We start from the raw sequence: 25,307 nt of genomic DNA, 5'->3' as shown, positions 1-25,307 counted from the left end.
CCCCCGGAGAGCGACCACTTTCCGGGGGCCTTCCTCGTACACGCAGGCGAGGTCATATGCTGCATGCCATGACGATTCAGCCGGAGCAGCAGATCGGTGTGGGCACGCAGGACGCGTTCCAGCGTCTGTGGACGCCCCACCGGATGGCGTACATCCAAGGGGAGAACAAGCCGACCGGCCCGGAGGCCGGGGACGGCTGTCCCTTCTGCGGGATTCCGGAGATGACCGACCAGGACGGCCTGGTGGTGGCGCGCGGCAAGCACGTGTACGCGGTGCTGAACCTGTACCCGTACAACGGCGGGCACCTGATGGTCGTCCCGTACCGGCACGTCGCCGACTACACGGAGCTCGACGGCCCCGAGACCGCCGAACTCGCGGACCTCACCAAGCGGGCGATGGTCGCGCTGCGCAAGGCGTCCGGGGCGCACGGTTTCAACATCGGCATGAACCAGGGCGCCGCCGCCGGCGCCGGGATCGCCGCGCACCTGCACCAGCACATCGTGCCCCGCTGGGGCGGGGACACGAACTTCATGCCGGTCGTCGGCCACACCAAGGTGCTGCCCCAACTGCTCGCGGACACGCGGCAGATGCTCGCGGACGCCTGGCCCACCGGCTGACGGGGACCGGGCGCCCGGCCCGGCCGGCGGTCCGGCGGGCCGGTCCGTCTAGGCGTCGTAGACGTCCGCCTTGCGCGGTGCGGGTTCCTGGATGAGGCCGCTCATGATCGAGGACCGGTTGGTGAAGCGGTCGGTGTCGACGCCGTTCTCCTCCAGGACCTTGAACGTGGCGGCGTGCACCGACCTCAGCACGGGGGCCACGGTGCGCAGCGCGTCATCGGCCATGAAGCGGTGGCGCCACATCGAGCCCGCCCACACGTGGCGCAGGCCGAAGGGCTCGGGCAGGACCAGCTTGCCGCCGAGGAAGTCGAGGATCGGCGGGTACCAGGTCAGGGGGGCCCGCACGGCGAGGCGCACCACCTCCTGCGTGTCCACCAGCGGCAGGGGGCGCTCCACGGTCTCCCAGAAGCGGATGCTCTTGGGGACCTCGACCACGGGGGCCTTGGACTTCGTGGTGAACAGGCCGTGCACGGGGCCCAGGGCGTGCGCGGTCACGTCCACCCGCAGCGTCTTGTAGAGCACGGTGACCGTCACCAGCATGGTGATGACGAGCTGGCCGTCCCAGAGCGGGTACTGGATGCCCAGGTAGTGCCGGTTCCCGGCGCTGAACTGCTGCTCGTTGCAGATCCGGGTGATCTCGTGCGGCTTGATGAGGAAGGTGTCGGTGTTCTCCCCGGTGGGGCGGGCCACCTCGACCGCGCCCTCGCCGACCGGGGTGACGATCCAGTGCTGGATGGCGGCGGGCGGGAACCCGCCGGTGTGCAGGGGCCCGCGTTCCAGCTTGCGGAGCTGCGTGTCGATCGCGCGTATGACGTCCCAGCTGCGGAAGGGATGGATCTCGGCGCCCTCCGACCGGGGGGACAGCTCCTCGGCCATCTGCCAGCTGCCCCAGCGGGTCCCCATGCCGAGGATGCCCTTGGGGCCCGCGTAGAACACGTGGTTGCTGCGGTCCTCGGCGGTCAGCTTGGCCAGCTGGTGGCGCAGGTCCTCACGGGCCTTCTCGTCCGGGTTCCCGGGGACCGCGTCCGGGATCTTGGCGCCGATGCCGTCCCCGGCCAGCAGCCCGTCCCAGCGGGAGCGCAGATCGGCGGCGGTGGACTCGCACAGGCGCCGGGCGAGCAGCCAGCCCAGGGCCGGGGCGATGATCATCGCGCGGAGGTAGAGGCCGAAGAAGCCGGTGAACGGCAGCCGGAACATCAGGACGGCCACCAGGATGCCGACGCCCACCAGGAGCGCGGTGCCGATCCAGGAGGTGTGCTTGCCCCCGCTGGAGGACAGGGTCCTGCGGAGCTGGAAGAGGCCCAGCCACAGGAGCAGGCCGGGCAGGAAGAGCACCCCGCACACCAGCATGATCAGGCGGAGCTTCTGGTCGCGCTCCTTGCGGATGCGGGAGGCGGCCAGGCAGTGCTCGACGACGGTCTGCGGATCGGCGCCGAAGGACTGGATGAGCGGCTTGCGGGCCGCGCCGAGGGTGCGGGCCTCCACGGCCCGGCAGAAGGCCTCACCGAGGCTGGGCTCGAAGAGGGAGATCTTCGGCGGCTTCACCGTGGCGGGGTGGTTCTCGCTGTTGGCCCCGAGTATGGAGGCCAGGTCCGTGTCCTTCGCGCCGTCCCGGTACGCGGCGGAGGCCAGTGCGTTGGTCGCCGCCGTCTGGCCTCCGCTGCCCTGGAGCGGAACCTGCGCCCCGGGCCTGAAGTCGAATCCGTCGTCCGCCACCGCTGCCCCCATCGCTGTGCGTTCCTGCTCTTTTGGTGCGCCGACGAGCCTATCGGCGCATCCCGCCCCGTGGTCATGGGACAGGGAAATGCCGCCCACCGCAAGCGGGTTGGGTGGGCGGCTGTGTAGTGCTATGTGAACTACCTTCCCTTCTCGGACCGTTCGCGCACCTTGTCGGCGATCTGAGGGGGCATCGGCTCGTGGCGGGCGTAGGAGCGGTCGAAGCGGCCGGTGCCGTGCGAGACGGAGCGCAGCTCGATCGCGTAGCGGCCGATCTCGATCTCGGGGATCTCGGCGCGGACCCGGGTCCGTCCCGTCCCGGCCTGCTCGGTGCCCACGACGCGGCCGCGCCGGCCGGCGAGGTCGCTCATGACGGGGCCCACGTAGTCGTCGGGCACCACGACGGAGAGCTCGGCGACGGGTTCGAGGAGCTGGACGGCGGCCTGGGCCGCGGCCTCGCGCAGGGCGAGGCCGCCGGCGGTCTGGAAGGCGGCGTCGGAGGAGTCCACCGAGTGGGCCTTGCCGTCGACCAGGGCGATCCGCACGTCGACCAGCGGGTACCCGGCGCAGACCCCGCGGGCGGCCTGGGCGCGCACCCCCTTCTCGACGGACTGGATGAACTGGCGCGGAACCGCCCCGCCGACGACCTTGTCGACGAACTCGACGCCGCTGCCGGGCGGGAGGGGCTCGACCTCGATCTCGCAGATCGCGAACTGACCGTGGCCGCCGGACTGCTTGACGTGCCGGCCGCGACCGGCGGCCTTGCCGCCGAAGGTCTCGCGCAGGCTCACCTTGTGCGGTACGGGGTCCACCTGGACCCCGTACCGGGTCCGCAGCCGCTCCAGGGCCACGTCCTGGTGCGCCTCGCCGAGGCACCACAGGACGAGCTGCTGGGTGTGCGGGTTCTGCTCCAGGCGCATGGTGGGGTCCTCGGCGACCAGCCGGGACAGGCCCTGGGAGAGCTTGTCCTCGTCGGCCTTGCTGTGGGCCTCGATGGCGAGGGGGAGCAGGGGCTCGGGCATGCTCCAGGGCTCCATGAGGAGCGGGGCGCCCTTGGCGGAGAGGGTGTCGCCCGTCTCGGCGCGGGTGAGTTTGGCCACGCAGGCGAGGTCGCCGGCGATGCACCGGGTGAGGGTGCGCTGCTGTTTGCCGAAGGGGGAGCTGAGGGCGCCGATCCGCTCGTCGACGTCGTGGTCCTCGTGCCCGCGGTCGGCCAGGCCGTGCCCCGACACGTGGACGGTCTCCTCGGGCCGCAGCGTGCCGGAGAAGACGCGGACGAGGGAGACGCGGCCGACGTAGGGGTCGGAGGAGGTCTTGACGACCTCGGCCAGGAGCGGGCCGTCGGGATCGCAGGTCACCTCGGGCCGGGCGGCCCCGTCGGGGGTGGTGACGGAGACGGGCGCGCGCTCCAGCGGGGTGGGGAAACCGCCGGTGACCAGTTCGAGGAGTTCCACGGTGCCCAGGCCCTGGCGGGCCCCGTCGGCGGCGGGGGCGGCCATCAGGACCGGGTGGAAGGTACCGCGGGCCACGGCGCGCTCCAGGTCGTCGACGAGGGTCTTGAGGTCGATGTCCTCCCCGCCGAGGTAGCGGTCCATGAGCCCCTCGTCCTCGCTCTCGGCGATGATCCCCTCGATGAGGCGGGAGCGGGCGTCGGTGATCAGGGCGAGCTCGTCCGGGTCCGGATCGCGCTCGGTGCGCTCCCCGGAGGCGTACTCGTAGACGCGCTGGGTGAGCAGGCCCAGCAGGCCCGTGACGGGGGCGTGCCCGTCGGCGCCGGCCGGCCCGTGCAGCGGGAGGTACAGCGGGACGACGGCGTCGGGGTCCTCGGCGCCGAAGATCTCGCCGCAGACGGCGGCCATCTGCGTGTAGTCGGCGCGGGCCGCCTCCAGGTGGGTGACGACGATGGCCCGGGGCATGCCGACGGCCTCGCACTCGTCCCAGACCATGCGGGTGGCTCCGGAGAGCCCCTCGGCGCCGTCCGCGGCCGAGACGACGAAGAGGGCCGCATCCGCTGCGCGCAGACCGGCCCTGAGCTCCCCGACGAAGTCGGCGTATCCGGGGGTGTCCAGAATGTTGATCTTGATTCCGTCCCATTCCACGGGGACGAGGGAGAGCTGGACGGAACGCTGTCGCCGGTGCTCGATCTCGTCGTAGTCCGAGACGGTGGCGCCGTCCTCGACCCGGCCCGCCCGGTTGACCGCTCCCGCGGTCAGGGCCAGGGCTTCGACCAGCGTGGTCTTGCCCGATCCGCTGTGGCCGACCAGCACGACGTTCCGTACGGAGGACGGTCGGTCGGCCGTCAGTGCCCTGCCGGCGGCTCCGGCTTGCTGAGATGTGGCTCCCATGATTCTCGTGCCTCCCGGTGGTGACGGTGAGGAGGGTGGGTTCCTGCGAGGAGAAAACGCGGCTCTTCGAGCTTTGCACCGGTGTCACATCGCGTCCATACGTCGTAGCGGTGGCGTGCGGGAGGGGGTCGTGGGGCGGTCCGCGACGTGAAGTACGTCTTACGTGGCGCGAACCGGTGGGTGCGCGGCGTCCGGGCGGCGGCGCGCTGGCTACGATGGGCCAGCCGGTGGCCGTGGTGGCCGTGCGGCCCAGCGACCCTCCGGGAAGGCCATGCTGAACAAGTACGCGCGTGCATTCTTCACGCGTGTCCTCACGCCGTTCGCCGCATTTCTGCTCCGTCGGGGGGTGAGTCCGGACGCGGTCACGCTGATCGGCACGGCCGGAGTGGTGGCGGGAGCGCTGGTCTTCTTCCCCCGGGGAGAGTTCTTCTGGGGCACGATCGCCATCACCCTCTTCGTCTTCTCCGACCTGGTGGACGGGAACATGGCCCGCCAGGCCGGCGTCTCCAGCCGGTGGGGCGCCTTCCTCGACTCCACCCTCGACCGGGTGGCCGATGCGGCGATCTTCGGGGGACTCGCGCTCTGGTACGCCGGTTCCGGGAACGACAACGTGCTCTGCGCGGTGGCGATCTTCTGCCTGGCCAGCGGCCAGGTGGTCTCCTACACCAAGGCGCGCGGCGAGTCGATCGGGCTGCCGGTGGCCGTCAACGGGCTCATCGAGCGGGCCGAGCGACTGGTGATCTCGCTGGTCGCGGCCGGCCTGTCCGGGCTGCAGACCTTCGGGGTGCCGTCCTGGATCGGGGTGCTCCTGCCGGTCGCCCTGTGGATCGTGGCCGTCGGCTCGCTGGTCACGCTGATCCAGCGGGTGGTCACCGTACGCCGCGAGTCGGCCGAGGCGGACGCCGCCGCGGCCGCCGCAGAGGGGGGTGCCGCCTGATGGGCACCGCACAGGACAAGCTGGTCGACGGGCTCTACGGGCTCGGCTGGGCCGGCGTCAAGAAGCTCCCCGAACCCGCGGCGGTGGCCCTCGGCCGCCGGATCGCGGACTTCGCGTGGAAGCGGCGCGGCAAGAGCGTGCTGCGGCTGGAGTCCAACCTGGCCCGGGTGGTGCCGGACGCCGGCCCGGAGCGGCTGCGCGAACTGTCGCAGGCGGGCATGCGCTCGTACATGCGGTACTGGATGGAGTCGTTCCGGCTGCCGACCATGGACCCGCGCCGGTTCGGCTCCGACGTCGAGATGCAGGACGACCACATCCTGCGGGAGGCCCTCGCCTCCGGCCGCGGGGTCGTCGTCGCCCTGCCGCACCTGGCCAACTGGGACCTCGCCGGGGCCTGGGCCACCGGCCACATCGGCGTGCCGTTCACCACGGTCGCCGAGCGGCTCAAGCCCGAGAGCCTCTACGACCGCTTCGTCGCCTACCGCGAGAGCCTCGGCATGGAGGTCCTGCCGCACAGCGGGGGTGCCGCCTTCGGCACCCTCGCCCGCCGGCTCCGCTCGGGCGGCCTGGTCTGCCTGGTGGCGGACCGGGACCTGTCGGCCTCCGGGGTCGAGGTGGACTTCTTCGGCGCCACCGCGCGCATGCCGGCGGGCCCGGCGCTGCTCGCCCAGCAGACGGGGGCGGTCCTGCTCCCGGCGACCCTCTACTACGGGGACACGCCGAAGCTGTACGGCCGGATCCACCCCGAGGTGGAAGTGCCGAAGACGGGCACCCGGACCGAGAAGAGCACGGTCATGACCCAGGCGCTCGCTGACGCGTTCGCCTGGGGCATCGCCCGGCACCCGGAGGACTGGCACATGCTGCAGCGGCTGTGGCTGGACGACCTGACCGACCAGGGGGAGCGCCCGTAGTGAAGATCGGCATCGTGTGTCCGTACTCGTGGGACGTGCCCGGCGGCGTCCAGTTCCACATCCGCGACCTGGCCGAGCACCTGATCCGCCTCGGCCACGAGGTGTCGGTGCTGGCCCCGGCGGACGACGAGACCCCGCTGCCGCCGTACGTGATCTCGGCGGGGCGGGCGGTGCCGGTGCCCTACAACGGCTCGGTGGCCCGGCTGAACTTCGGTTTCCTCTCGGCGGCCCGGGTACGGCGCTGGCTGCACGACGGCACCTTCGACGTGATCCACATCCACGAGCCCGCCTCGCCCTCGCTGGGGCTGCTGTCCTGCTGGGCGGCGCAGGGGCCGATCGTGGCCACCTTCCACACCTCGAACCCGCGCTCGCGGGCGATGATCGCGGCGTACCCGATCCTCCAGCCGGCGCTGGAGAAGATCAGCGCCCGGATCGCGGTGAGCGAGTACGCGCGCCGCACCCTGGTCGAGCACCTCGGCGGGGACGCGGTGGTCATCCCCAACGGGGTCGACGTGGACTTCTTCGCCAAGGCCGACCCCCACCCCGACTGGTCCGGGCAGACGCTCGGCTTCATCGGCCGCATCGACGAGCCGCGCAAGGGCCTGCCGGTCCTGATGGCGGCCTTCCCGAAGATCGTGGAGGCCTGCCCCGGGGTACGGCTGCTGGTCGCGGGCCGCGGTGACGAGGAGGAGGCGGTGGCCTCCCTCCCGGCCGGACTCCGCTCCCGGGTCGAGTTCCTCGGCATGGTCTCGGACGAGGACAAGGCGCGGCTGCTGCGCAGCGTGGACGTGTACGTGGCCCCCAACACCGGCGGCGAGAGCTTCGGCATCATCCTCGTCGAGGCCCTGTCGGCGGGCGCGGCGGTACTGGCCTCCGACCTGGACGCCTTCGCGCAGGTGCTGGACCAGGGAGGGGCCGGGGAGCTCTTCGCGAACGAGGACTCCGACGCGCTCGCGGCAGCGGCCATCGGCCTGCTGCGGGACCCGGCCCGGCGGGCGGAGCTGAGCGCGCGCGGCTCGGCGCACGTGCGCCGCTTCGACTGGTCGACGGTCGGCGCGGACATCCTCGCCGTCTACGAGACGGTCACGGACGGCGCTGCGGCGGTCGCCGCCGACGAACGCGTCCCGCTCCGCACCCGCCTGGGCTTCTCCCGGGACTCCTGACCCGCGGGACCGTCAGCCCTGGTGGACGCGGACGAGCCGGACGGGACCGAAGGAGCCGCTGTCCCGCTCCACGACCAGCCGGCGGTCGCCGCCGCCGGGCGCCGTCCCGGAACCCTCCTCCTGCGCGGCGCCGCCGAACACGCGCAGACGAAGCCGGCGAGGAGCAGCAGCGGGACACCGGGGACGAGCAGCGCGGCGACCCGGGGCAGGCGCAGCGGGGATCCGGCCGGCCACAGCAGGACCGCCCCGACCCGCGCGGACAGGGCGAGCCACCCCAGCAGGACGACGTACCCGCCGAGCCGGACCAGCAGGACCGGACCGCCCTGGTCGCCGGCGTGCAGCCCTGCCGCGGCGGCGAACGCGATCCCCACCGTCAGCAGCACCAGGGCCGCCGCTCCGCGGTGACGCGTGAAGTCCATGTCCGCCCAAAGATGTGGATCACGCAGCCCGGGGGAGCGGGCGGGACGGGTGCCAGGGGCGATGGGGGCCCGGCCGCCGCGGAGCGGTAGGGTCGCGCAGCGTGATCGAAACCCTTGTCTGGATCGCCCTGGCTCTCGGAGTCATCGGGGTCTACCTCAGCTGGAGCGCCGGCCGTCTCGACCGGCTGCACTCGCGCATGGACGCGGCCCGGGCCGCGCTCGACGCGCAGCTCGTGCGGCGGGCCTCCGTGGTCCTGGAGGTCGCCACCTCCGGGGTGCTCGACCCCGCCTCCTCCCTCGTGCTGTACGAGGCCGCGCACGCGGCCCGGCAGGCCGAGGAGGAGCACCGGGAGGTGGCCGAGAGCGAGCTGAGCCAGGCCCTGCGGGCCGTCTTCGCCGACGCCGACCAGGTCGAGGTGCTCAAGGCGGCCCCGGGCGGGGCGGAGGCCACCGAGGAGCTGGCCGCGGCCGTCCGCCGGGTGCCCATGGCGCGGCGCTTCCACAACGACGCCGTACGGGCCGCCCGCGCCCTGCGCCGGCACCGCAAGGTGCGCTGGTTCCGGCTCGCCGGACACGCCCCCTTCCCCCTCGCCTTCGAAATGGACGACGAGCCTCCGGCGGATCTCGCGGAACGGCCCGTCTAGCCGGGGCGCGGGGGAGTCCAGTGCCGCGGGGGACAAGTGAAGGAGCCACCGGCTCCACATTGGCCCTTGCTGTGGACTGGTCGGTGGGGTTTCCTCAGCGGAGTAGAACCGTCTTCCTTCCGCGTTCCTTCGAGTGAGGTCATCCGTGAGCACGCTTCCCACCTCCCCCCAGTCCGCCGAGTCGGCCATCGGCACCTCGCGCGTCAAGCGCGGTATGGCCGAGCAGCTCAAGGGCGGCGTGATCATGGACGTGGTCAACGCCGAGCAGGCGAAGATCGCCGAGGACGCCGGCGCCGTGGCCGTCATGGCCCTGGAGCGGGTTCCGGCCGACATCCGCAAGGACGGCGGGGTCGCCCGCATGTCCGACCCGAACATGATCGAAGAGATCATCGAGGCCGTCTCGATCCCGGTCATGGCCAAGTCCCGCATCGGCCACTTCGTCGAGGCCCAGGTCCTGCAGTCCCTCGGCGTCGACTACATCGACGAGTCCGAGGTCCTGACCCCGGCCGACGAGGTCAACCACTCCGACAAGTGGGCGTTCACCACCCCCTTCGTCTGTGGCGCCACCAACCTGGGCGAGGCCCTGCGCCGCATCGCCGAGGGCGCGGCCATGATCCGCTCCAAGGGCGAGGCCGGCACCGGCAACGTCGTCGAGGCCGTCCGCCACCTGCGCCAGATCAAGAACGAGATCGCCAAGCTGCGCGGCTTCGACAACAACGAGCTGTACGCCGCAGCCAAGGAGCTGCGCGCCCCGTACGAGCTGGTCAAGGAGGTCGCCGAGCTCGGCAAGCTCCCCGTGGTGCTGTTCTCCGCCGGTGGCGTCGCCACCCCGGCCGACGCCGCGCTGATGCGCCAGCTCGGCGCCGAGGGCGTCTTCGTGGGCTCCGGCATCTTCAAGTCCGGCGACCCGGCCAAGCGCGCCGCCGCCATTGTGAAGGCCACCACCTTCTACGACGACCCGAAGATCATCGCGGACGCCTCCCGCAACCTGGGCGAGGCCATGGTCGGCATCAACTGCGACACCCTGCCCGAGGCCGAGCGCTACGCCAACCGCGGCTGGTAGTCGTCGCCATGACCACCCCCGTGATCGGTGTCCTGGCCCTGCAGGGCGACGTACGGGAGCACCTGATCGCCCTGGCCGCGGCGGACGCCGTGGCCAGGCCGGTCCGGCGCCCCGAAGAGCTCGCCGAGGTCGACGCCCTGGTGATCCCCGGCGGCGAGTCGACGACCATGTCGAAGCTCGCCGTGCTGTTCGGCATGCTGGAGCCGCTGCGCGAGCGCGTCCGGGCCGGCATGCCCGTGTACGGCACCTGCGCCGGCATGATCATGCTGGCCGACAAGCTGCTCGACGGCCGTGAGGACCAGGAGACGCTCGGCGGCGTCGACATGATCGTCCGCCGCAACGCCTTCGGCCGCCAGAACGAGTCCTTCGAGGCGAAGGTCGAGTTCGCGGGCATCGAGGGCGGCCCCGTCGAGGGCGTCTTCATCCGCGCCCCCTGGGTGGAGTCCGTCGGCGCCGCCGCCGAGGTGCTCGCCACGTACGACGGCCACACGGTCGCCGTGCGCCAGGGCAACGTCCTCGCCACCTCCTTCCACCCCGAGCTGACCGGCGACGACCGCGTCCACGCGTACTTCGTCGACATGGTGCGCGCGGGGCTGTGAGCGGGTCCCGGTAGGATCGGAGACGAACACTGTTGGTTACGCGAAGGAGACAGGCGGATGTCCGGCCACTCTAAATGGGCTACGACGAAGCACAAGAAGGCCGTGATCGATGCCAAGCGCGGCAAGCTCTTCGCGAAGCTGATCAAGAACATCGAGGTCGCGGCCCGTATGGGCGGCGCCGACATCGACGGCAACCCGACGCTCTTCGACGCCGTGCAGAAGGCCAAGAAGAGTTCGGTCCCGAACAAGAACATCGACTCCGCGGTCAAGCGCGGCGGCGGCCTGGAGGCCGGCGGCGCCGACTACGAGACGATCATGTACGAGGGTTACGGCCCGAACGGCGTCGCGGTGCTCATCGAGTGCCTCACCGACAACCGCAACCGTGCCGCCTCCGACGTCCGCGTCGCCATGACCCGCAACGGCGGCTCCATGGCGGACCCGGGCTCGGTCTCGTACCTGTTCAACCGCAAGGGCGTCGTCATCCTGCCCAAGGGGGAACTCTCCGAGGACGACGTCCTGGAGACGGTGCTCGAGGCGGGCGCCGAAGAGGTCAACGACCTCGGGGACAGCTTCGAGATCATCAGCGAGGCCACCGACATGGTCGCGGTCCGCACCGCGCTCCAGGAGGCGGGCATCGACTACGACTCGGCCGACTCCAACTTCCTGCCGACCATGCAGGTCGAGCTGGACGAAGAGGGCGCGCGCAAGATCTTCAAGCTGATCGACGCGCTCGAGGACAGCGACGACGTGCAGAACGTCTTCGCCAACTTCGACGTCTCGGACGAGGTCATGGAGAAGGTCGACGCCTGAGCCCCCTTCGACCGAGGGCTGCTGCTCCGGACGGGCCGACGGGACACACCCCGTCGGCCCGTCCCTTTGTCAGTGGCGCCCTATAGCCTGCACGGACACGGACAGGTGAGCGATGAAGGGGGGCGGCCGTGCGCGTTCTCGGCGTGGACCCGGGGCTGACCCGGTGCGGCGTCGGCGTCGTCGAGGGGGTCGCGGGGCGTCCCCTGACCATGCTCGGCGTGGGAGTCGTACGCACGCCCGCGGACGCCGAGTTGGGACACCGCCTCGTCGCCATCGAGCAGGGCATCGAGGAATGGCTCGACCTGCACCGGCCCGAAGTCGTCGCCGTGGAGCGGGTGTTCAGCCAGCACAACGTCAGCACCGTGATGGGCACCGCCCAGGCGAGCGCCGTCGCGATGCTGTGCGCGGCCCGGCGCGGACTGCCGGTCGCCCTGCACACCCCCAGCGAGGTCAAGGCCGCCGTCACCGGCAGCGGCCGGGCCGACAAGGCGCAGATCGGGGCCATGGTGACCCGGCTGCTGCGGCTGAGCGAGCCGCCCAGGCCCGCCGACGCCGCCGACGCCCTCGCCCTCGCCATCTGCCACATCTGGCGGGCCCCCGCCCAGAACCGCCTCCAGCAGGCGGTCGCCCTGCACGCCTCGAAAGGCCGTACCCGATGATCGCCTTCGTCAGCGGCCCGGTCGCCGCGCTCGCCCCCACCCTGGCCGTGATCGAGGTCGGGGGAGTGGGCATGGCCGTGCACTGCACGCCGAACACCGTGTCAGGCCTCCGGATCGGCGAGCCCGCCCGGCTGGCGACCTCCCTGGTCGTACGGGAGGACTCGCTGACCCTGTACGGCTTCGCCGACGACGACGAGCGGCAGGTCTTCGAGCTGCTCCAGACGGCGAGCGGGGTCGGTCCCCGGCTGGCACAGGCCATGCTCGGGGTGCACAGCCCGGACGCGCTGCGCCTGGCGGTGTCCACCGGGGACGAGAAGGCACTGACGGCCGTGCCGGGCATCGGGAAGAAGGGCGCGCAGAAGCTGCTGCTGGAGCTGAAGGACAAGCTGGGGGCCCCGCTGGGTGCGAGCGGCCTCGTCGGGGCGCAGCGGGCCGTCGCCACCGGGCCCGCGCCGTGGACCGAGCAGCTCGCGGCGGCCCTGATCGGCCTGGGCTACGCCGCGCGGGAGGCCGAGGACGCGGTCTCGGCGGTGACCCCGCAGGCCGAGGCCGCCCTCGCCGCCGGCGGCTCGGCCCCCGTCCCGCAGCTCCTGCGGGCCGCCCTCCAGTCCCTGAACCGTGCCCGGTGACGCCCGCGCGGCGCCGTGGCCCGGAGCCCGCCCCGGACCCCCGCTCCTCGGCCGTGGCAGGCGCCGGAACCACCCCGCGGGCGGTCCGGCCCGGCCGCCGCGCCGCACACCGCCCGCAGCGCTGAAGGACCACAGCTCCGCCCCGGACCCCGGCCGCGATCGCCGGTGCGGCCGAGGGAGCGGGCTGCGCGCCGGATTCCGCGCGGCCATCGTCCGTGGGGCCGGATCCGGACGGTGCGGCCCGCTCGACGCCGGGCGGTCCCGGCCGCACAGGCGTCCGGGGCGCGGGTCCGGGCGGCGCCCGGGAGACGCACCCGCAGGGGACCGATCCACCCGCACCACCACCGAGAAGGCAGACTGACACCGTGAACTGGGACGACGACACCACCGCCGAGGAAGAGGCACGCATCGTCGCTGCCGCCGCCGACGGGGAGGACACCGCCGTGGAGGCGGCGCTGCGCCCCAAGGACCTCGGCGAGTTCGTCGGCCAGGAGAAGGTCCGCCAGCAGCTGGACCTCGTCCTCAAGGCGGCCCGCCAGCGCGGCGCCACCGCGGACCACGTCCTGCTCTCCGGCGCGCCCGGCCTCGGCAAGACCACGCTGTCGATGATCATCGCGGCCGAGATGGGCGCACCCATCCGCATCACCTCCGGCCCCGCGATCCAGCACGCCGGCGACCTCGCCGCCATCCTCTCCTCCCTCCAGGAGGGCGAGGTCCTCTTCCTCGACGAGATCCACCGCATGTCCCGGCCCGCCGAGGAGATGCTCTACATGGCCATGGAGGACTTCCGGGTCGACGTGATCGTCGGCAAGGGTCCCGGCGCCACCGCGATCCCGCTGGAACTGCCCCCCTTCACCCTGGTCGGGGCCACCACCAGGGCAGGACTGCTGCCCCCGCCGCTGCGCGACCGCTTCGGCTTCACCGGGCACATGGAGTTCTACGCCCCCGAGGAGCTGGAGCGCGTCATCCACCGCTCCGCCCGCCTCCTCGACGTGGAGATCGACACCGCCGGGGCCGCCGAGATCGCCGGCCGCTCCCGCGGCACCCCGCGCATCGCCAACCGGCTGCTGCGCCGCGTCCGCGACTACGCCCAGGTCCGCGCCGACGGCGTGATCAACCGCGAGGTCGCCGGCACCGCCCTCCAGGTGTACGAGGTGGACGGGCGGGGCCTCGACCGGCTGGACCGGGCCGTGCTGGAGGCACTGCTCAAGCTGTTCGGCGGCGGACCCGTGGGCCTGTCGACCCTCGCCGTGGCCGTCGGCGAGGAGCGGGAGACGGTGGAAGAGGTCGCGGAGCCCTTCCTGGTCCGCGAGGGCCTGCTCGCGCGGACGCCCCGGGGGCGGGTGGCGACACCAGCGGCATGGGCCCACCTGGGCCTCGTACCGCCGCAGCACGGGGGGAACGGATCAAGCGGACAACAGGGCTTGTTCGGGGCCTGACGGCGCGGAGGTTCGACCGGCCCGGAACTGCGGTGCCATGCTGGGCGTTGTTCCATCGGTGCGGACTCGCCTAGACTCCGCCGATGCCGACCCTTCGGGTCGGCGTGCCCACCCCCCGTAGAAAAAGGCCGTCTCCCGTGCGGTCGTGCGAAGGATCTCCGTCCCGTGAATCTCGTGACACTCCTCCCGTTCATCGTGCTCATCGGGGCGATGTTCCTGATGACCCGTTCCGCGAAGAAGAAGCAGCAGGCGGCCGCGCAGATGCGCGACCAGATGACTCCCGGCACCGGAGTCCGCACCATCGGCGGCATGTACGCCACGGTGAAGGAGCTCGGCGACGACACCGTCACCCTTGAGGTGGCCCCGGGCGTCCACGCGATCTACGCGAAGAACGCCATCGGCGCCGTCCTCGAGGACGCGGAGTACAACCGCATCGTCCACGGCATCGGTGACGACGCGCCGACCGACACGCCGGTCGTCCCGGACGACGCGTCCTCCCTGACCGAGGCCCCGAAGACGGACCTCGCCAAGGACGGGGACGAGTCCCCGAAGCTCGACCTGGGCAAGAAGGACGCCCCCGGCACGGACGGCTCCGCCGGCGAGCCCAAGGACGGCAAGGGCGACGGCGAGGCCGGCGCCAAGTAGCGCCGGCCGGGACCGCGGAGGCGCCTGACCGGCGGCGGCCGCGGTCCCCGCCCGTGACACTTCTGCGGGGGGCAGGGGTCCCCACCACACATTTCGTGGCCGTCCGCGCGCTGACCCGGCGCGGGGCGGTTGGACAGGGAGAAACGACAAGGTGGCAGCACCGAAGAAGGGCCGGCGGCCCACGGGGGCTCAGGGGAGGCCGGGGCGCGCCCTGGCGATCATCCTGATCGCGATGGTGGCGCTCACCGCGGGGATGTTCCTCTCCAAGCAGACGACTCCCCGGCTGGGCATCGACCTCGCCGGCGGCACGAGCATCACGCTCAAGGCCAAGAGCGAGCCCGGCAAGCCGGACGCGATCAACGAGACCAACATGAACACGGCGGTCGGCATCATCGAGCGCCGCGTCAACGGTCTCGGCGTGTCGGAGGCCGAGGTCCAGACCCAGGGCCGCGACCACATCATCGTGAACATCCCCAAGGGGATGAACGAGAAGCAGGCGCGCGAGCAGGTCGGCACCACCGCCCAGCTCTACTTCCGCCCGGTCATCGCCTTCGCGGACGGCGCCCCGGCCACCCCCGAGGCCTCGGGGAGCCCGAGCCCCTCGGCGAGCGGTTCCGGTGCTCCGAAGGCACAGGACGGCAAGTCCAGCCCTTCCCCCGACAAGGCCACCCCGTCGTCCAGCGCCACTTCCCAGGGCCGTGCACTGAGTGAGGCCCTCAAGGCCCCGGGCACCCCCACTCCCTCGCCCTCGGCGAGCGAGTCGAAGAAGGCAGACGACAAGGCGCCCACCCCGACCCCGACCCCGTCGGGCGACGCCGCTGCCGCCGACCTCCAGGCGAGGTTCGCCGCGCTCGACTGCACGGACGAGGCGCAGCGCACCGCCGTCGGCAAGGGCGTCAAGCCCGAGGAGCCGACGCTCGCCTGCGGCCAGCGCGGCGACGCCTGGGGCAAGTGGGTGCTCGGTCCGGCCGCCGTCGAGGGCAAGGACGTGAAGAGCGCCAAGGGCGTCATCGACCAGCAGTCCGGTCAGTGGATCGTCACCATGGACTTCAACGACCGGGGCAGCGACGCCTTCGCCAAGGTCACCGGCGAGCTGGCCGCGAAGCAGATGCCGCAGAACCAGTTCGCGATCGTGCTGGACGGGTCGGTCGTCTCGGACCCGTCCGTCAGCACCGCGATCACGGGCGGCAACGCCCAGATCTCCGGCGGCTTCACCCAGCAGTCCGCGCAGGACCTGGGCAACATGCTCTCGTACGGCGCCCTGCCGCTGTCCTTCCAGGAGGACAGCGTCACCACCGTCACCGCCGCGCTCGGCGGTGAGCAGCTGCGGGCCGGCCTGATCGCCGGAGCCATCGGCCTGCTCCTCGTGGTGATCTACCTGCTGGTGTACTACCGCGGTCTGGCGTTCATCGCGATCATCAGCCTCCTGGTGTCCGCGATCCTCACCTACACGATCATGGCGCTGCTCGGGAAGGGCATCGGCTTCGCGCTGAACCTGCCCGCCGTCTGCGGTGCGATCGTCGCGATCGGCATCACGGCGGACTCGTTCATCGTGTACTTCGAACGCATCCGTGACGAGATCCGCGAGGGCCGCACCCTGCGTCCGGCCGTCGAGCGGGCCTGGCCCCGTGCCCGGCGCACCATCCTGGTCTCGGACTTCGTGTCCTTCCTGGCCGCGGCGGTGCTCTTCATCGTCACCGTGGGCAAGGTCCAGGGCTTCGCCTTCACGCTGGGTCTGACCACCCTGCTCGACGTGGTCGTGGTGTTCCTGTTCACCAAGCCCGTCATGACGCTGCTGGCGCGCACGAAGTTCTTCTCCAGCGGACACCCGTGGTCCGGGCTGGACCCCAAGCGGCTCGGCGCCAAGCCGCCGCTGCGCCGGTCCCGTCGTACCGGTGCCGCCCCCGCCCCCGTCGACGCAAAGGAGGCGTGAGAGATGTCGAAGCTGGGAGATCTCGGCGCCAAGCTGTACCGCGGTGAGGTCGGCTACGACTTCGTCGGCAAGCGCTTTCTCTGGTACGGCGTTTCCATCCTGATCACCATCACGGCGATCGTGGCCCTGGCCGTTCAGGGCCTCAACATGGGCATCGAGTTCAAGGGCGGTGCCGTCTTCACCACGCCGAAGACGGCCGTCTCCGTCGCCGACGCGACGGAGCACGCGGAGAAGGCCTCCGGCCACGACGCGATCGTCCAGGAGCTCGGCACCGGCGGCCTGCGACTCCAGATCTCCGGTCTGGACACCGCCGCGGCCACCGACGTGAAGAAGCAGCTCGCCACGGACCTCAAGGTCACCGAGGCCGACATCAACGCGGACCTGGTCGGCCCCAGCTGGGGCTCCCAGATCGCGAACAAGGCCTGGACCGGCCTCGGCGTCTTCATGATCCTCGTGGTGATCTACCTCGCCATCGCCTTCGAGTGGCGCATGGCGGTCGCGGCCCTGATCGCCCTGATCCACGACCTCACCATCACCGTCGGCGTGTACGCGCTGGTCGGCTTCGAGGTCACGCCGGGCACCGTGATCGGTCTGCTGACCATCCTCGGTTACTCCCTCTACGACACCGTCGTCGTCTTCGACGGTCTGAAGGAGGGCTCGAAGGACATCACGAAGCAGACCCGCTGGACGTACAGCGAGATCGCCAACCGCAGCATCAACGGCACCCTGGTCCGTTCGATCAACACGACGGTCGTGGCGCTGCTCCCGGTCGCGGCCCTGCTGTTCATCGGCGGCGGCTTCCTCGGCGCGGGCATGCTCAACGACATCTCGCTGTCGCTGTTCGTCGGCCTCGCGGCCGGTGCGTACTCCTCGATCTTCATCGCGACCCCGCTGGTCGTGGACCTGAAGGAGCGCGAGCCGGCGATGAAGGCGCTGAAGAAGCGGGTGCTCGCCAAGCGGGCCGCCGCCACGGCGAAGGGCGAGAACCCGGACGAGGAGTACGAGACCGCTTCCGACGACGGCGAGGCCCCGCAGGCCGTGCCCCAGGGCCGGGCCGGGCGGCGCCGGTGACCGCGCCACTGTCCGAGGACGTCCGCGGGCTGCTGCTCAGCCGGATCAAGGACGTGCCCGACTACCCGGAGCCGGGCGTGATGTTCAAGGACATCACCCCGCTGCTGGCGGACCCCAAGGCCTTCGCGGCCCTGACGGACGCGCTGGTGGAACTGGCCGGGCGGTACGGCGCGACGAAGATCGTCGGGCTGGAGGCGCGGGGGTTCATCCTCGCGGCCCCGGTCGCCGTGCAGGCCGGGATCGGCTTCGTACCGGTGCGCAAGGCCGGGAAGCTGCCGGGTGCGACGCTCGCCCAGTCCTACGAGCTGGAGTACGGGACGGCGGAGATCGAGGTCCACGCGGAGGACCTGTCGGCCGGTGACCGCGTCATGGTCATCGACGACGTCCTGGCCACCGGCGGCACCGCGGGGGCTTCGCTGGAGCTGATCCGGCGGGCCGGCGCGGAGGTCGCCGGGGTGGCGGTCCTGATGGAGCTGTCCTTCCTTCCCGGCCGGGCCGCGCTGGCCGCCGCGCTGGGCGCGGCTCCGCTGGACGCGCTGATCGTCGTCTGACCCCTGCTGCGCCGAGCGGCGGGTGTCCGGGTTCGCCCGGGTGCCCGCCGCTTCTGCGTGCCGCGCCGCTGCCGGGGGCCGGCACCGCACCCCGGCGGCGGACGCGCACCGGACGGAGGCTCGGCGAACGGGCTGGCCGAACCCTCGCTACGATGGGTTGTCCGGACCGGACACGGGCACCGGATCCTCCCCCAGACCCCTTCTGGGGGACCCCCGTGAGGAGCGCTCTTGCCAGACGAGGTCCAGCCAATCTCCGCCGCGCAGCCCGACCCGCAGGCCGAGCCGGCCGCGGCGCCCGCCGCCACGCCCCCGCCGGCTCCGCCGGTCAAGCCCGCGCCGGCGAAGTCGGCCGGGTCCTCCAACCGGGTACGCGCCCGGCTCGCCCGCCTCGGCGTCCAGCGGTCCAACCCGTACAACCCGGTGCTGGAACCGCTGCTCCGGATAGTCCGCAGCAACGACCCGAAGATCGAGACGGCCACCCTGCGCCAGCTCGAACAGGCCTACCAGGTCGCCGAGCGCTGGCACCGCGGCCAGAAGCGCAAGAGCGGCGACCCGTACATCACCCACCCGCTCGCGGTGACCACGATCCTCGCCGAACTGGGCATGGACCCGGCCACCCTCATGGCCGGACTGCTGCACGACACCGTCGAGGACACCGAGTACGGGCTCGAAGACCTGCGCCGGGACTTCGGCGACGCAGTGGCCCTGCTCGTCGACGGCGTCACCAAGCTCGACCGGGTCAAGTTCGGCGAGGCCGCCCAGGCCGAGACCGTCCGCAAGATGGTCGTCGCGATGGCCAAGGACCCCCGCGTCCTGGTGATCAAGCTCGCCGACCGCCTGCACAACATGCGCACCATGCGCTACCTCAAGCGGGAGAAGCAGGAGAAGAAGGCCCGCGAGACCCTCGAGATCTACGCGCCGCTGGCCCACCGCCTCGGCATGAACACGATCAAATGGGAGCTGGAGGACCTCGCCTTCGCGATCCTCTACCCCAAGATGTACGACGAGATCGTGCGGCTCGTCGCCGAGCGGGCGCCCAAGCGGGACGAGTACCTCGCCGTCGTCACGGACGAGGTGATGGTCGACCTCAGGGCCGCTCGGATCAAGGCCACCGTGACGGGCCGGCCGAAGCACTACTACAGCGTCTACCAGAAGATGATCGTCCGCGGCCGCGATTTCGCGGAGATCTACGACCTGGTGGGCATCCGCGTCCTCGTCGACACGGTCCGCGACTGCTACGCCGCCCTCGGCACCGTGCACGCGCGGTGGAACCCGGTACCCGGCCGGTTCAAGGACTACATCGCGATGCCCAAGTTCAACATGTACCAGTCGCTCCACACGACGGTCATCGGGCCCAGCGGCAAGCCGGTCGAACTGCAGATCCGCACCTTCGACATGCACCGCCGCGCCGAGTACGGCATCGCCGCGCACTGGAAGTACAAGCAGCAGACCGTCGCCGGCACCTCCAAGGTCCGCACCGACGTCCCGCAGGCCGCCAAGGGCAGCGCCGGGCAGGACACGGTCAACGACATGGCCTGGCTGCGCCAGCTGCTCGACTGGCAGAAGGAGACCGAGGACCCCGGCGAGTTCCTCGACTCGCTGCGCTTCGACCTCTCCCGCAACGAGGTCTTCGTCTTCACGCCCAAGGGCGACGTCATAGCGCTGCCCGCCGGCGCCACCCCCGTGGACTTCGCGTACGCCGTCCACACGGAGGTCGGTCACCGGACCATAGGGGCCAGGGTCAACGGCCGACTGGTGCCGCTGGAGTCCACGCTCGACAACGGCGACCTGGTCGAGGTCTTCACCTCCAAGGCCGAGGGCGCCGGTCCCTCCCGCGACTGGCTGGGCTTCGTCAAGTCCCCGCGGGCCCGCAACAAGATCCGCGGCTGGTTCTCCAAGGAGCGCCGCGACGAAGCCATCGAGCACGGCAAGGACGCCATCGCGCGGGCCATGCGCAAGCAGAACCTGCCGATCCAGCGCATCCTGACCGGCGACTCCCTCGTCACCCTCGCCCACGAGATGCGCTACCCCGACATCTCCTCGCTGTACGCGGCGATCGGCGAGGGCCACGTGGCCGCTCAGGGCGTCGTGCAGAAGCTGGTGCAGGCCCTCGGCGGCGAGGATGCGGCCAACGAGGACATCGAGGAGCCCATCCCGCCGGCCCGGGGCCGCAGCAAGCGGCGCGGCAACGCCGACCCCGGCGTGGTCGTCAAGGGCGTCGACGACGTGTGGGTCAAGCTGGCCCGCTGCTGCACCCCCGTACCGGGCGATCCGATCATCGGGTTCGTGACGCGCGGCAGTGGCGTATCGGTTCACCGCGCGGACTGCGTCAACGTGGACTCCCTCTCCCAGCAGCCCGAGCGGATGCTGGAGGTCGAGTGGGCACCCACCCAGTCCTCCGTCTTCCTGGTCGCCATCCAGGTCGAGGCCCTGGACCGGTCCCGCCTGCTGTCGGACGTCACCCGCGTCCTGTCGGACCAGCACGTGAACATCCTGTCGGCGGCCGTGCAGACCTCCCGCGACCGGGTGGCCACCTCGCGGTTCACCTTCGAGATGGGCGACCCGAAGCACCTGGGGCACGTCCTGAAGGCCGTCCGGGGGGTCGAGGGCGTCTACGACGTCTACCGCGTCACCTCGGCCCGCAGGCCCTAGCTCCGCCCGGCAGGCACACGCACGGGAAGGGCCCCGGTACGGAGATCCGTACCGGGGCCCTTCCCGTGACCGGGGCCGGCGCAGGAGCCGGCTCAGCCGCCGAACTCCTCCAGGCCCTTCAGCGCCTGGTCCAGCAGGGCCTGGCGGCCCTCCAGCTCACGGGCCAGCTTGTCGGCCTTGGCGTTGTTGCCCGCCGCGCGCGCCGCGTCGATCTGGCCGCGCAGCTTGTCCACGGCCGCCTGCAGCTGCCCCGTCAGACCGGCCGCACGGGCCCGCGCCTCCGGGTTCGTACGACGCCACTCGCCCTCTTCGGCCTCCTGGATCGCCCGCTCCACCGCGTGCATCCGGCCCTCGACCTTCGGCCGGGCGTCCCGCGGCACGTGACCGACGGCCTCCCAGCGCTCGTTGAGGGAGCGGAACGCGGCACGGGCCGCCTTCAGGTCCGTGATCGGGACGAGCTTCTCGGCCTCGGCGGCCAGCTCCTCCTTCACCTTCAGGTTCTCCGTCTGCTCGGCGTCCCGCTCGGCGAAGACCTCGCTGCGCGCCGCGAAGAACACGTCCTGGGCACCGCGGAAGCGGTTCCACAGGTCGTCCTCGGACTCGCGCTGCGCCCGGCCCGCCGCCTTCCAGTCCGCCATCAGCTCGCGGTAGCGGGCGGCCGTCGGACCCCAGTCGGTCGACTTCGACAGCGACTCCGCTTCCGCGACCAGCTTCTCCTTGACCTTGCGGGCGTCCTCGCGCTGCGCGTCGAGGGAGGCGAAGTGCGCCTTGCGGCGCTTGGAGAAGGCGGAGCGGGCGTGCGAGAAGCGGTGCCACAGCTCGTCGTCGGACTTGCGGTCCAGCCGCGGCAGACCCTTCCAGATGTCCACCAGGGCGCGGAGCCGCTCGCCGGCGCTGCGCCACTGGTCGCTCTGGGCCAGCTGCTCGGCCTCGACGACCAGCGCGTCCTTGGCCGCACGGGCCTCGTCCGTCTGCTTGGCCTTCTGCGCCTTGCGCTCCTCGCGGCGGGACTCGACGGTCGCCACCAGCTTGTCCAGCCGGACGCGCAACGCGTCGAGGTCGCCCACGGCATGGTGCTCGTCGACCTGCGTCCGCAGGTGGTCGATCGCCGTCTGCGCGTCCTTGGCGGACAGATCGGTGGTCCGCACCCGCTTTTCGAGGAGGCCGATCTCGACCACCAGGCCCTCGTACTTGCGCTCGAAATAGGCCAGCGCCTCCTCAGGGGTGCCCGCCTGCCACGAACCGACGACCTTCTCGCCATCGGCAGTACGCACGTACACGGTGCCCGTCTCGTCGACTCGGCCCCACGGGTCGCTGCTCACAGCGCCTCCTCCACCTGATGCCTGTGAGGGGTTCACCCCCGGGCATCGTCCACAGTTTCCTGGGGCGGGCAGCGCCCGCCCTGCACAACGCCAACATAGGCGACCGCCGGGCCGGCTGTCCGCATCCCGCACGACGGAATATCGGCGCAGCGGGGTGGGGACGCCGGCCGCGGCTCCAGGCCGCCGCGGGCCGTCAGCTCTGGGTGACGGTGCCCTTCTCGATCTTCACCTCGACCTTCGGCGCCCCGTCCTGGCCGCCGTCGGCCGTCCCGGCCCTGGCGATGTCCTCCAGGACCTTCAGGCCGGCCGGGTCGATCTTGCCGAACGGGGTGTACCCCGGAGCCAGCGGGCTGTCCTTGTAGACCAGGAAGAACTGGCTGCCGCCCGTGCCCGGCTGCCCGGTGTTGGCCATGGCCACCGTGCCCGCCGGGTACGTCACCTGCCCCTGCTCGTTCGGCTTGCCGAGGGAGTCCAGGTTCTCGTCCGGGATGGTGTAGCCGGGGCCGCCCCGGCCGGTGCCCTCCGGGTCGCCGCACTGGAGCACGAAGATCCCGCCGGCCGTCAGCCGGTGGCACTTGGTGTTGTCGAAGTACCCCTTGTCGGCGAGCGACTTGAAGGAGTTCACCGTCTGCGGGGTCTTCGCCGCGTCCATCGCGAAGTCGATGTCGCCCGCGCTGGTCTTCAGCGCGAAGGTGTACTTCGCCTTCTGGTCGATCGCCATCTCCGGCGAGGGGGACTGCTTCGGCGTGGGCTCGGCGGACGGGCTCGCCGACGGGTCGGCCGCCTGGTCCTTCTTGTCCGAGTCGAAGACGCCGCCGACGATCAGGCCCACCAGCGCCGCGATCACCACGGCCACCGCCGCACCGATCACCGCCGCACGCCGGCGCGCCTTCTGCCGGGCCTCGGCCCGGCGCTTCTGCTGGCGCTCGTACTTCTCCCTGGCGAGCTGTCGCCGCCGCTGATCGCTCGTGACCACCGGGTCGTCTCCTTGTGCGTGTCTGGTACCGCTGTCCGGGCTGGGCTAGCCCGTACCGTATATGGGTTGGCTGTGTAATGAGCGGCGCCGGTAGGCTCTGAGCAGCTGCATTCCGATCCGCAGCCTCCCGCCGGACGACGATTGAGGACGAACGTGCTGATTGCCGGGTTCCCCGCCGGGGCCTGGGGGACCAACTGTTACGTGGTCGCCCCCGCCGCAGGCGAGGAGTGCGTCATCATCGACCCGGGCCACCAGGCCGCCCAGGGTGTCGAGGAGACGCTGAAGAAGCATCGGCTCAAGCCCGTCGCGGTCGTGCTCACCCATGGCCACATCGATCATGTGGCCTCCGTGGTCCCGGTGTGCGGAGCACACGACGTACCGGCCTGGATCCACCCCGAGGACCGCTACATGATGAGCGACCCGGAGAAGGCCCTCGGCCGCTCCATCGGGATGCCGCTCATGGGCGAGCTGACCGTGGGGGAGCCGGACGACGTCCGCGAACTCACCGACGGCACCGGCCTGGAACTGGCCGGAATGGACTTCTCCGTGGCGCACGCACCGGGACATACGAAGGGGTCGGTGACCTTCAGGATGCCCGAGCTGGCCGACGTCCCGCCGGTGTTCTTCTCGGGCGACCTGCTCTTCGCCGGCTCCATCGGACGCACCGACCTGCCGGGCGGCTCCCACGCCGAGATGCTCGAGTCGCTGGCCCGCGTGTGCCTGCCGCTCGACGACTCGACCGTGGTGCTGTCCGGCCACGGTCCCCAGACCACCATCGGCCGGGAGCGCGCGACCAACCCGTACCTGCGGGAGGTCGCCGCCGGCCTGGCAGCGGACCCGACAGCCGCTCCACGACGAGGAATGTGACGAGAGTTTCGTGAGTACTTTTCAGGCCCCCAAGGGCACGTACGACCTGCTGCCCCCCCGGTCCGCGACCTTCCTCGCGGTGCGCGAGGCGATCGCCGCACCTCTGAAGAACTCCGGCTACGGGTACGTCGAGACCCCGGGCTTCGAGAACGTCGAGCTGTTCTCGCGCGGCGTCGGTGAGTCCACCGACATCGTGACCAAGGAGATGTACACCCTCACCACCAAGGGCGGCGACCAGCTGGCCCTGCGCCCCGAGGGCACCGCGTCCGTGCTGCGCGCCGCGCTCCAGGGCAACCTGCACAAGGCCGGCCTGCTGCCCGTCAAGCTCTGGTACTCCGGCTCGTACTACCGCTACGAGCGCGCCCAGGCGGGCCGCTACCGCCACTTCTCCCAGGTCGGTGCCGAGGCCATCGGGGCCGAGGACCCGGCGCTGGACGCCGAACTGATCATCCTGGCCGACCAGGCGTACCGCTCGCTCGGCCTGCGCACCTTCCGGATCCTGCTGAACTCGCTGGGCGACAAGGAGTGCCGGCCCGTCTACCGGGAGGCGCTCCAGTCCTTCCTGCGCGGACTGGACCTCGACGAGGAGACCGTCCGCCGGGCCGAGATCAACCCGCTGCGCGTCCTCGACGACAAGCGCGAGTCCGTCCAGAAGCAGCTCGTCGGCGCGCCCCTGCTGCGGGACCACCTCTGCGACGCCTGCAAGGCGTACCACGAGGAGGTGCGGGCGCTGGTGACGGCGGCCGGGGTCGCCTTCGAGGACGACGAGAAGCTGGTCCGCGGGCTCGACTACTACACGCGGACCACCTTCGAGTTCGTCCACGACGGTCTGGGCTCCCAGTCCGCGGTGGGCGGCGGCGGCCGCTACGACGGCCTGTCCGAGATGATCGGCGGACCGGCCCTGCCGTCCGTGGGCTGGGCGCTCGGCGTGGACCGCACGGTCCTGGCCCTGGAGGCGGAGGGCGTGCAGCTGGACCTCCCCGCAGCGACGTCCGTCTTCGCGGTGGCGCTGGGCGAGGAGGCCCGCCGGGTGCTCTTCGGGAAGGTCACCGAGCTGCGCCGGGCCGGGGTCGCGGCGGACTTCTCGTACGGCGGCAAGGGCCTCAAGGGGGCCATGAAGGACGCCAACCGCTCGGGGGCGCGCTTCACGGTCGTCGCCGGCGAGCGCGACCTCGCCGAGGGCGTCGTCCAGCTGAAGGACATGGAGTCCGGGGAGCAGACCGCCGTGGCGGCGGCCGACCTCGTCGACACCGTCCGGGCGCGCCTGGCCTGACCGGCCAGGAGCGCACCGCCGCGAGGGCGGGGCCGGGGGATTCCGCCGTGCGGACCCGGCCCCGCC

General features: G+C 71.7%; 23 protein-coding genes. 18 read left to right on the top strand and 5 right to left on the bottom strand.

The window, feature by feature from the left end; all coding sequences use genetic code 11:
- The first annotated feature begins 56 nt into the window (after window positions 1–56).
- Window positions 57–617 carry an HIT family protein gene (locus ACFWUZ_RS21595; RefSeq protein WP_384375111.1) on the top strand — a complete coding sequence of 187 codons (561 nt, stop codon included), beginning with the start codon at window positions 57–59 and terminating at the stop codon, window positions 615–617.
- A 48-nt stretch (window positions 618–665) separates the two neighbouring features.
- Here the strand turns inward: ACFWUZ_RS21595 and ACFWUZ_RS21590 are convergent, their stop codons facing one another.
- On the bottom strand, window positions 666–2,345 hold the full coding sequence (locus ACFWUZ_RS21590) for a hypothetical protein (RefSeq protein ID WP_384375108.1): 1,680 nt from the start codon (window positions 2,343–2,345) through the stop codon (window positions 666–668).
- A gap of 128 nt (window positions 2,346–2,473) precedes the next feature.
- The gene (locus tag ACFWUZ_RS21585) at window positions 2,474–4,678 is read right to left on the bottom strand and encodes an elongation factor G-like protein EF-G2 (RefSeq protein WP_384375105.1); all 2,205 of its coding nucleotides are present in this window, start codon (window positions 4,676–4,678) and stop codon (window positions 2,474–2,476) included.
- 271 nt (window positions 4,679–4,949) lie between these two features.
- On the opposite strand from ACFWUZ_RS21585, the gene pgsA reads away from it, so the two are divergent.
- From pgsA to ACFWUZ_RS21570, 3 genes are read left to right on the top strand one after another with little or no spacing between them, the layout of a single operon-like run.
- On the top strand, window positions 4,950–5,615 hold the full coding sequence (gene pgsA, locus ACFWUZ_RS21580) for a phosphatidylinositol phosphate synthase (protein WP_384375102.1): 666 nt from the start codon (window positions 4,950–4,952) through the stop codon (window positions 5,613–5,615).
- Window positions 5,615–6,526, top strand: a complete 912-nt coding sequence (locus tag ACFWUZ_RS21575) for a phosphatidylinositol mannoside acyltransferase (RefSeq protein WP_384375098.1) — start codon at window positions 5,615–5,617, stop codon at window positions 6,524–6,526. The genes pgsA and ACFWUZ_RS21575 overlap by 1 nt, the downstream gene beginning before the upstream one ends.
- Entirely contained in the window at window positions 6,526–7,689 is a 1,164-nt protein-coding gene (locus ACFWUZ_RS21570) for a glycosyltransferase family 4 protein (protein ID WP_384375095.1), read from the top strand. The genes ACFWUZ_RS21575 and ACFWUZ_RS21570 overlap by 1 nt, the downstream gene beginning before the upstream one ends.
- On the opposite strand, the gene ACFWUZ_RS21565 is transcribed toward ACFWUZ_RS21570, so the two are convergent.
- Window positions 7,599–8,108 (bottom strand): hypothetical protein, encoded by a 510-nt coding sequence (locus ACFWUZ_RS21565; protein ID WP_384375092.1) that lies wholly within the window; start codon window positions 8,106–8,108, stop codon window positions 7,599–7,601. The two genes, ACFWUZ_RS21570 and ACFWUZ_RS21565, sit on opposite strands and share 91 nt — an antisense overlap.
- Window positions 8,109–8,209: 101 nt before the next feature.
- Between ACFWUZ_RS21565 and ACFWUZ_RS21560 the strand changes: the two genes are divergently transcribed.
- The 12 genes from ACFWUZ_RS21560 (at window position 8,210) to ACFWUZ_RS21505 (ending at window position 20,803) form a co-directional block, all read left to right on the top strand.
- A complete protein-coding gene (locus tag ACFWUZ_RS21560; protein WP_384375090.1) occupies window positions 8,210–8,752 on the top strand; it encodes a hypothetical protein in 543 nt (180 codons plus the stop codon).
- A 145-nt stretch (window positions 8,753–8,897) separates the two neighbouring features.
- Window positions 8,898–9,815, top strand: coding sequence for a pyridoxal 5'-phosphate synthase lyase subunit PdxS (gene pdxS / locus ACFWUZ_RS21555; protein WP_215018835.1), 918 nt, complete (start codon window positions 8,898–8,900; stop codon window positions 9,813–9,815).
- Between the two features lie 8 nt (window positions 9,816–9,823).
- Window positions 9,824–10,414 (top strand): pyridoxal 5'-phosphate synthase glutaminase subunit PdxT, encoded by a 591-nt coding sequence (gene pdxT, locus ACFWUZ_RS21550; RefSeq protein ID WP_384375086.1) that lies wholly within the window; start codon window positions 9,824–9,826, stop codon window positions 10,412–10,414.
- A gap of 57 nt (window positions 10,415–10,471) precedes the next feature.
- Entirely contained in the window at window positions 10,472–11,224 is a 753-nt protein-coding gene (locus tag ACFWUZ_RS21545; RefSeq protein WP_384375083.1) for a YebC/PmpR family DNA-binding transcriptional regulator, read from the top strand.
- Between the two features lie 128 nt (window positions 11,225–11,352).
- The gene (gene ruvC / locus ACFWUZ_RS21540) at window positions 11,353–11,883 is read left to right on the top strand and encodes a crossover junction endodeoxyribonuclease RuvC (protein ID WP_384375080.1); all 531 of its coding nucleotides are present in this window, start codon (window positions 11,353–11,355) and stop codon (window positions 11,881–11,883) included.
- The gene (ruvA, locus tag ACFWUZ_RS21535; protein ID WP_384375077.1) at window positions 11,880–12,512 is read left to right on the top strand and encodes a Holliday junction branch migration protein RuvA; all 633 of its coding nucleotides are present in this window, start codon (window positions 11,880–11,882) and stop codon (window positions 12,510–12,512) included. The genes ruvC and ruvA overlap by 4 nt, the downstream gene beginning before the upstream one ends.
- 365 nt (window positions 12,513–12,877) lie before the next feature.
- Complete coding sequence (gene ruvB, locus ACFWUZ_RS21530; RefSeq protein ID WP_384375073.1) at window positions 12,878–13,951, top strand: Holliday junction branch migration DNA helicase RuvB; 1,074 nt, start codon at window positions 12,878–12,880, stop codon at window positions 13,949–13,951.
- A 165-nt stretch (window positions 13,952–14,116) separates the two neighbouring features.
- Entirely contained in the window at window positions 14,117–14,596 is a 480-nt protein-coding gene (yajC, locus tag ACFWUZ_RS21525; protein WP_384375070.1) for a preprotein translocase subunit YajC, read from the top strand.
- A 151-nt stretch (window positions 14,597–14,747) separates the two neighbouring features.
- Entirely contained in the window at window positions 14,748–16,529 is a 1,782-nt protein-coding gene (gene secD, locus ACFWUZ_RS21520; RefSeq protein WP_384375067.1) for a protein translocase subunit SecD, read from the top strand.
- 3 nt (window positions 16,530–16,532) lie between these two features.
- Window positions 16,533–17,600 (top strand): protein translocase subunit SecF, encoded by a 1,068-nt coding sequence (gene secF, locus ACFWUZ_RS21515; RefSeq protein WP_384375063.1) that lies wholly within the window; start codon window positions 16,533–16,535, stop codon window positions 17,598–17,600.
- Entirely contained in the window at window positions 17,597–18,151 is a 555-nt protein-coding gene (locus ACFWUZ_RS21510; protein ID WP_384375060.1) for an adenine phosphoribosyltransferase, read from the top strand. Before secF ends, ACFWUZ_RS21510 begins: the two co-directional genes overlap by 4 nt.
- Window positions 18,152–18,379: 228 nt before the next feature.
- Window positions 18,380–20,803: a RelA/SpoT family protein gene (locus ACFWUZ_RS21505; RefSeq protein WP_384375057.1), complete on the top strand. Its 2,424-nt coding sequence runs from the start codon at window positions 18,380–18,382 to the stop codon at window positions 20,801–20,803.
- A gap of 92 nt (window positions 20,804–20,895) precedes the next feature.
- Here ACFWUZ_RS21505 and ACFWUZ_RS21500 read toward each other — a convergent pair whose 3' ends face one another.
- On the bottom strand, window positions 20,896–22,125 hold the full coding sequence (locus tag ACFWUZ_RS21500; RefSeq protein WP_384375054.1) for a DUF349 domain-containing protein: 1,230 nt from the start codon (window positions 22,123–22,125) through the stop codon (window positions 20,896–20,898).
- Window positions 22,126–22,318: 193 nt separating this feature from the next.
- Window positions 22,319–23,101 (bottom strand): peptidylprolyl isomerase, encoded by a 783-nt coding sequence (locus tag ACFWUZ_RS21495; protein ID WP_384375051.1) that lies wholly within the window; start codon window positions 23,099–23,101, stop codon window positions 22,319–22,321.
- A gap of 153 nt (window positions 23,102–23,254) precedes the next feature.
- Between ACFWUZ_RS21495 and ACFWUZ_RS21490 the strand changes: the two genes are divergently transcribed.
- The gene (locus ACFWUZ_RS21490) at window positions 23,255–23,968 is read left to right on the top strand and encodes an MBL fold metallo-hydrolase (RefSeq protein ID WP_384375048.1); all 714 of its coding nucleotides are present in this window, start codon (window positions 23,255–23,257) and stop codon (window positions 23,966–23,968) included.
- A 10-nt stretch (window positions 23,969–23,978) separates the two neighbouring features.
- Entirely contained in the window at window positions 23,979–25,241 is a 1,263-nt protein-coding gene (gene hisS, locus ACFWUZ_RS21485; RefSeq protein ID WP_384375045.1) for a histidine--tRNA ligase, read from the top strand.
- Window positions 25,242–25,307 lie beyond the last annotated feature (66 nt).

The sequence above is a fragment of the Streptomyces sp. NPDC058646 genome, assembly GCF_042716875.1.
In the GTDB taxonomy this organism is placed as follows: domain Bacteria; phylum Actinomycetota; class Actinomycetes; order Streptomycetales; family Streptomycetaceae; genus Streptomyces.
Note: the sequence above shows the minus strand (reverse complement) of the source record. Positions and strands in the feature narration are given on the sequence as shown.

Coding starts and splice junctions, on each gene's coding strand:
- ruvA (WP_384375077.1), top strand. CDS start 11,880: ATGATCGCCTTCGTCAGCGGCCCGGTCGCCGCGCTCGCCCCCACCCTG.
- ACFWUZ_RS21545 (WP_384375083.1), top strand. CDS start 10,472: ATGTCCGGCCACTCTAAATGGGCTACGACGAAGCACAAGAAGGCCGTG.
- secF (WP_384375063.1), top strand. CDS start 16,533: ATGTCGAAGCTGGGAGATCTCGGCGCCAAGCTGTACCGCGGTGAGGTC.
- ACFWUZ_RS21565 (WP_384375092.1), bottom strand. CDS start 8,108: ATGGACTTCACGCGTCACCGCGGAGCGGCGGCCCTGGTGCTGCTGACG.
- ACFWUZ_RS21595 (WP_384375111.1), top strand. CDS start 57: ATGCTGCATGCCATGACGATTCAGCCGGAGCAGCAGATCGGTGTGGGC.
- ACFWUZ_RS21575 (WP_384375098.1), top strand. CDS start 5,615: ATGGGCACCGCACAGGACAAGCTGGTCGACGGGCTCTACGGGCTCGGC.
- pdxT (WP_384375086.1), top strand. CDS start 9,824: ATGACCACCCCCGTGATCGGTGTCCTGGCCCTGCAGGGCGACGTACGG.
- pgsA (WP_384375102.1), top strand. CDS start 4,950: ATGCTGAACAAGTACGCGCGTGCATTCTTCACGCGTGTCCTCACGCCG.
- ACFWUZ_RS21590 (WP_384375108.1), bottom strand. CDS start 2,345: ATGGGGGCAGCGGTGGCGGACGACGGATTCGACTTCAGGCCCGGGGCG.
- ACFWUZ_RS21585 (WP_384375105.1), bottom strand. CDS start 4,678: ATGGGAGCCACATCTCAGCAAGCCGGAGCCGCCGGCAGGGCACTGACG.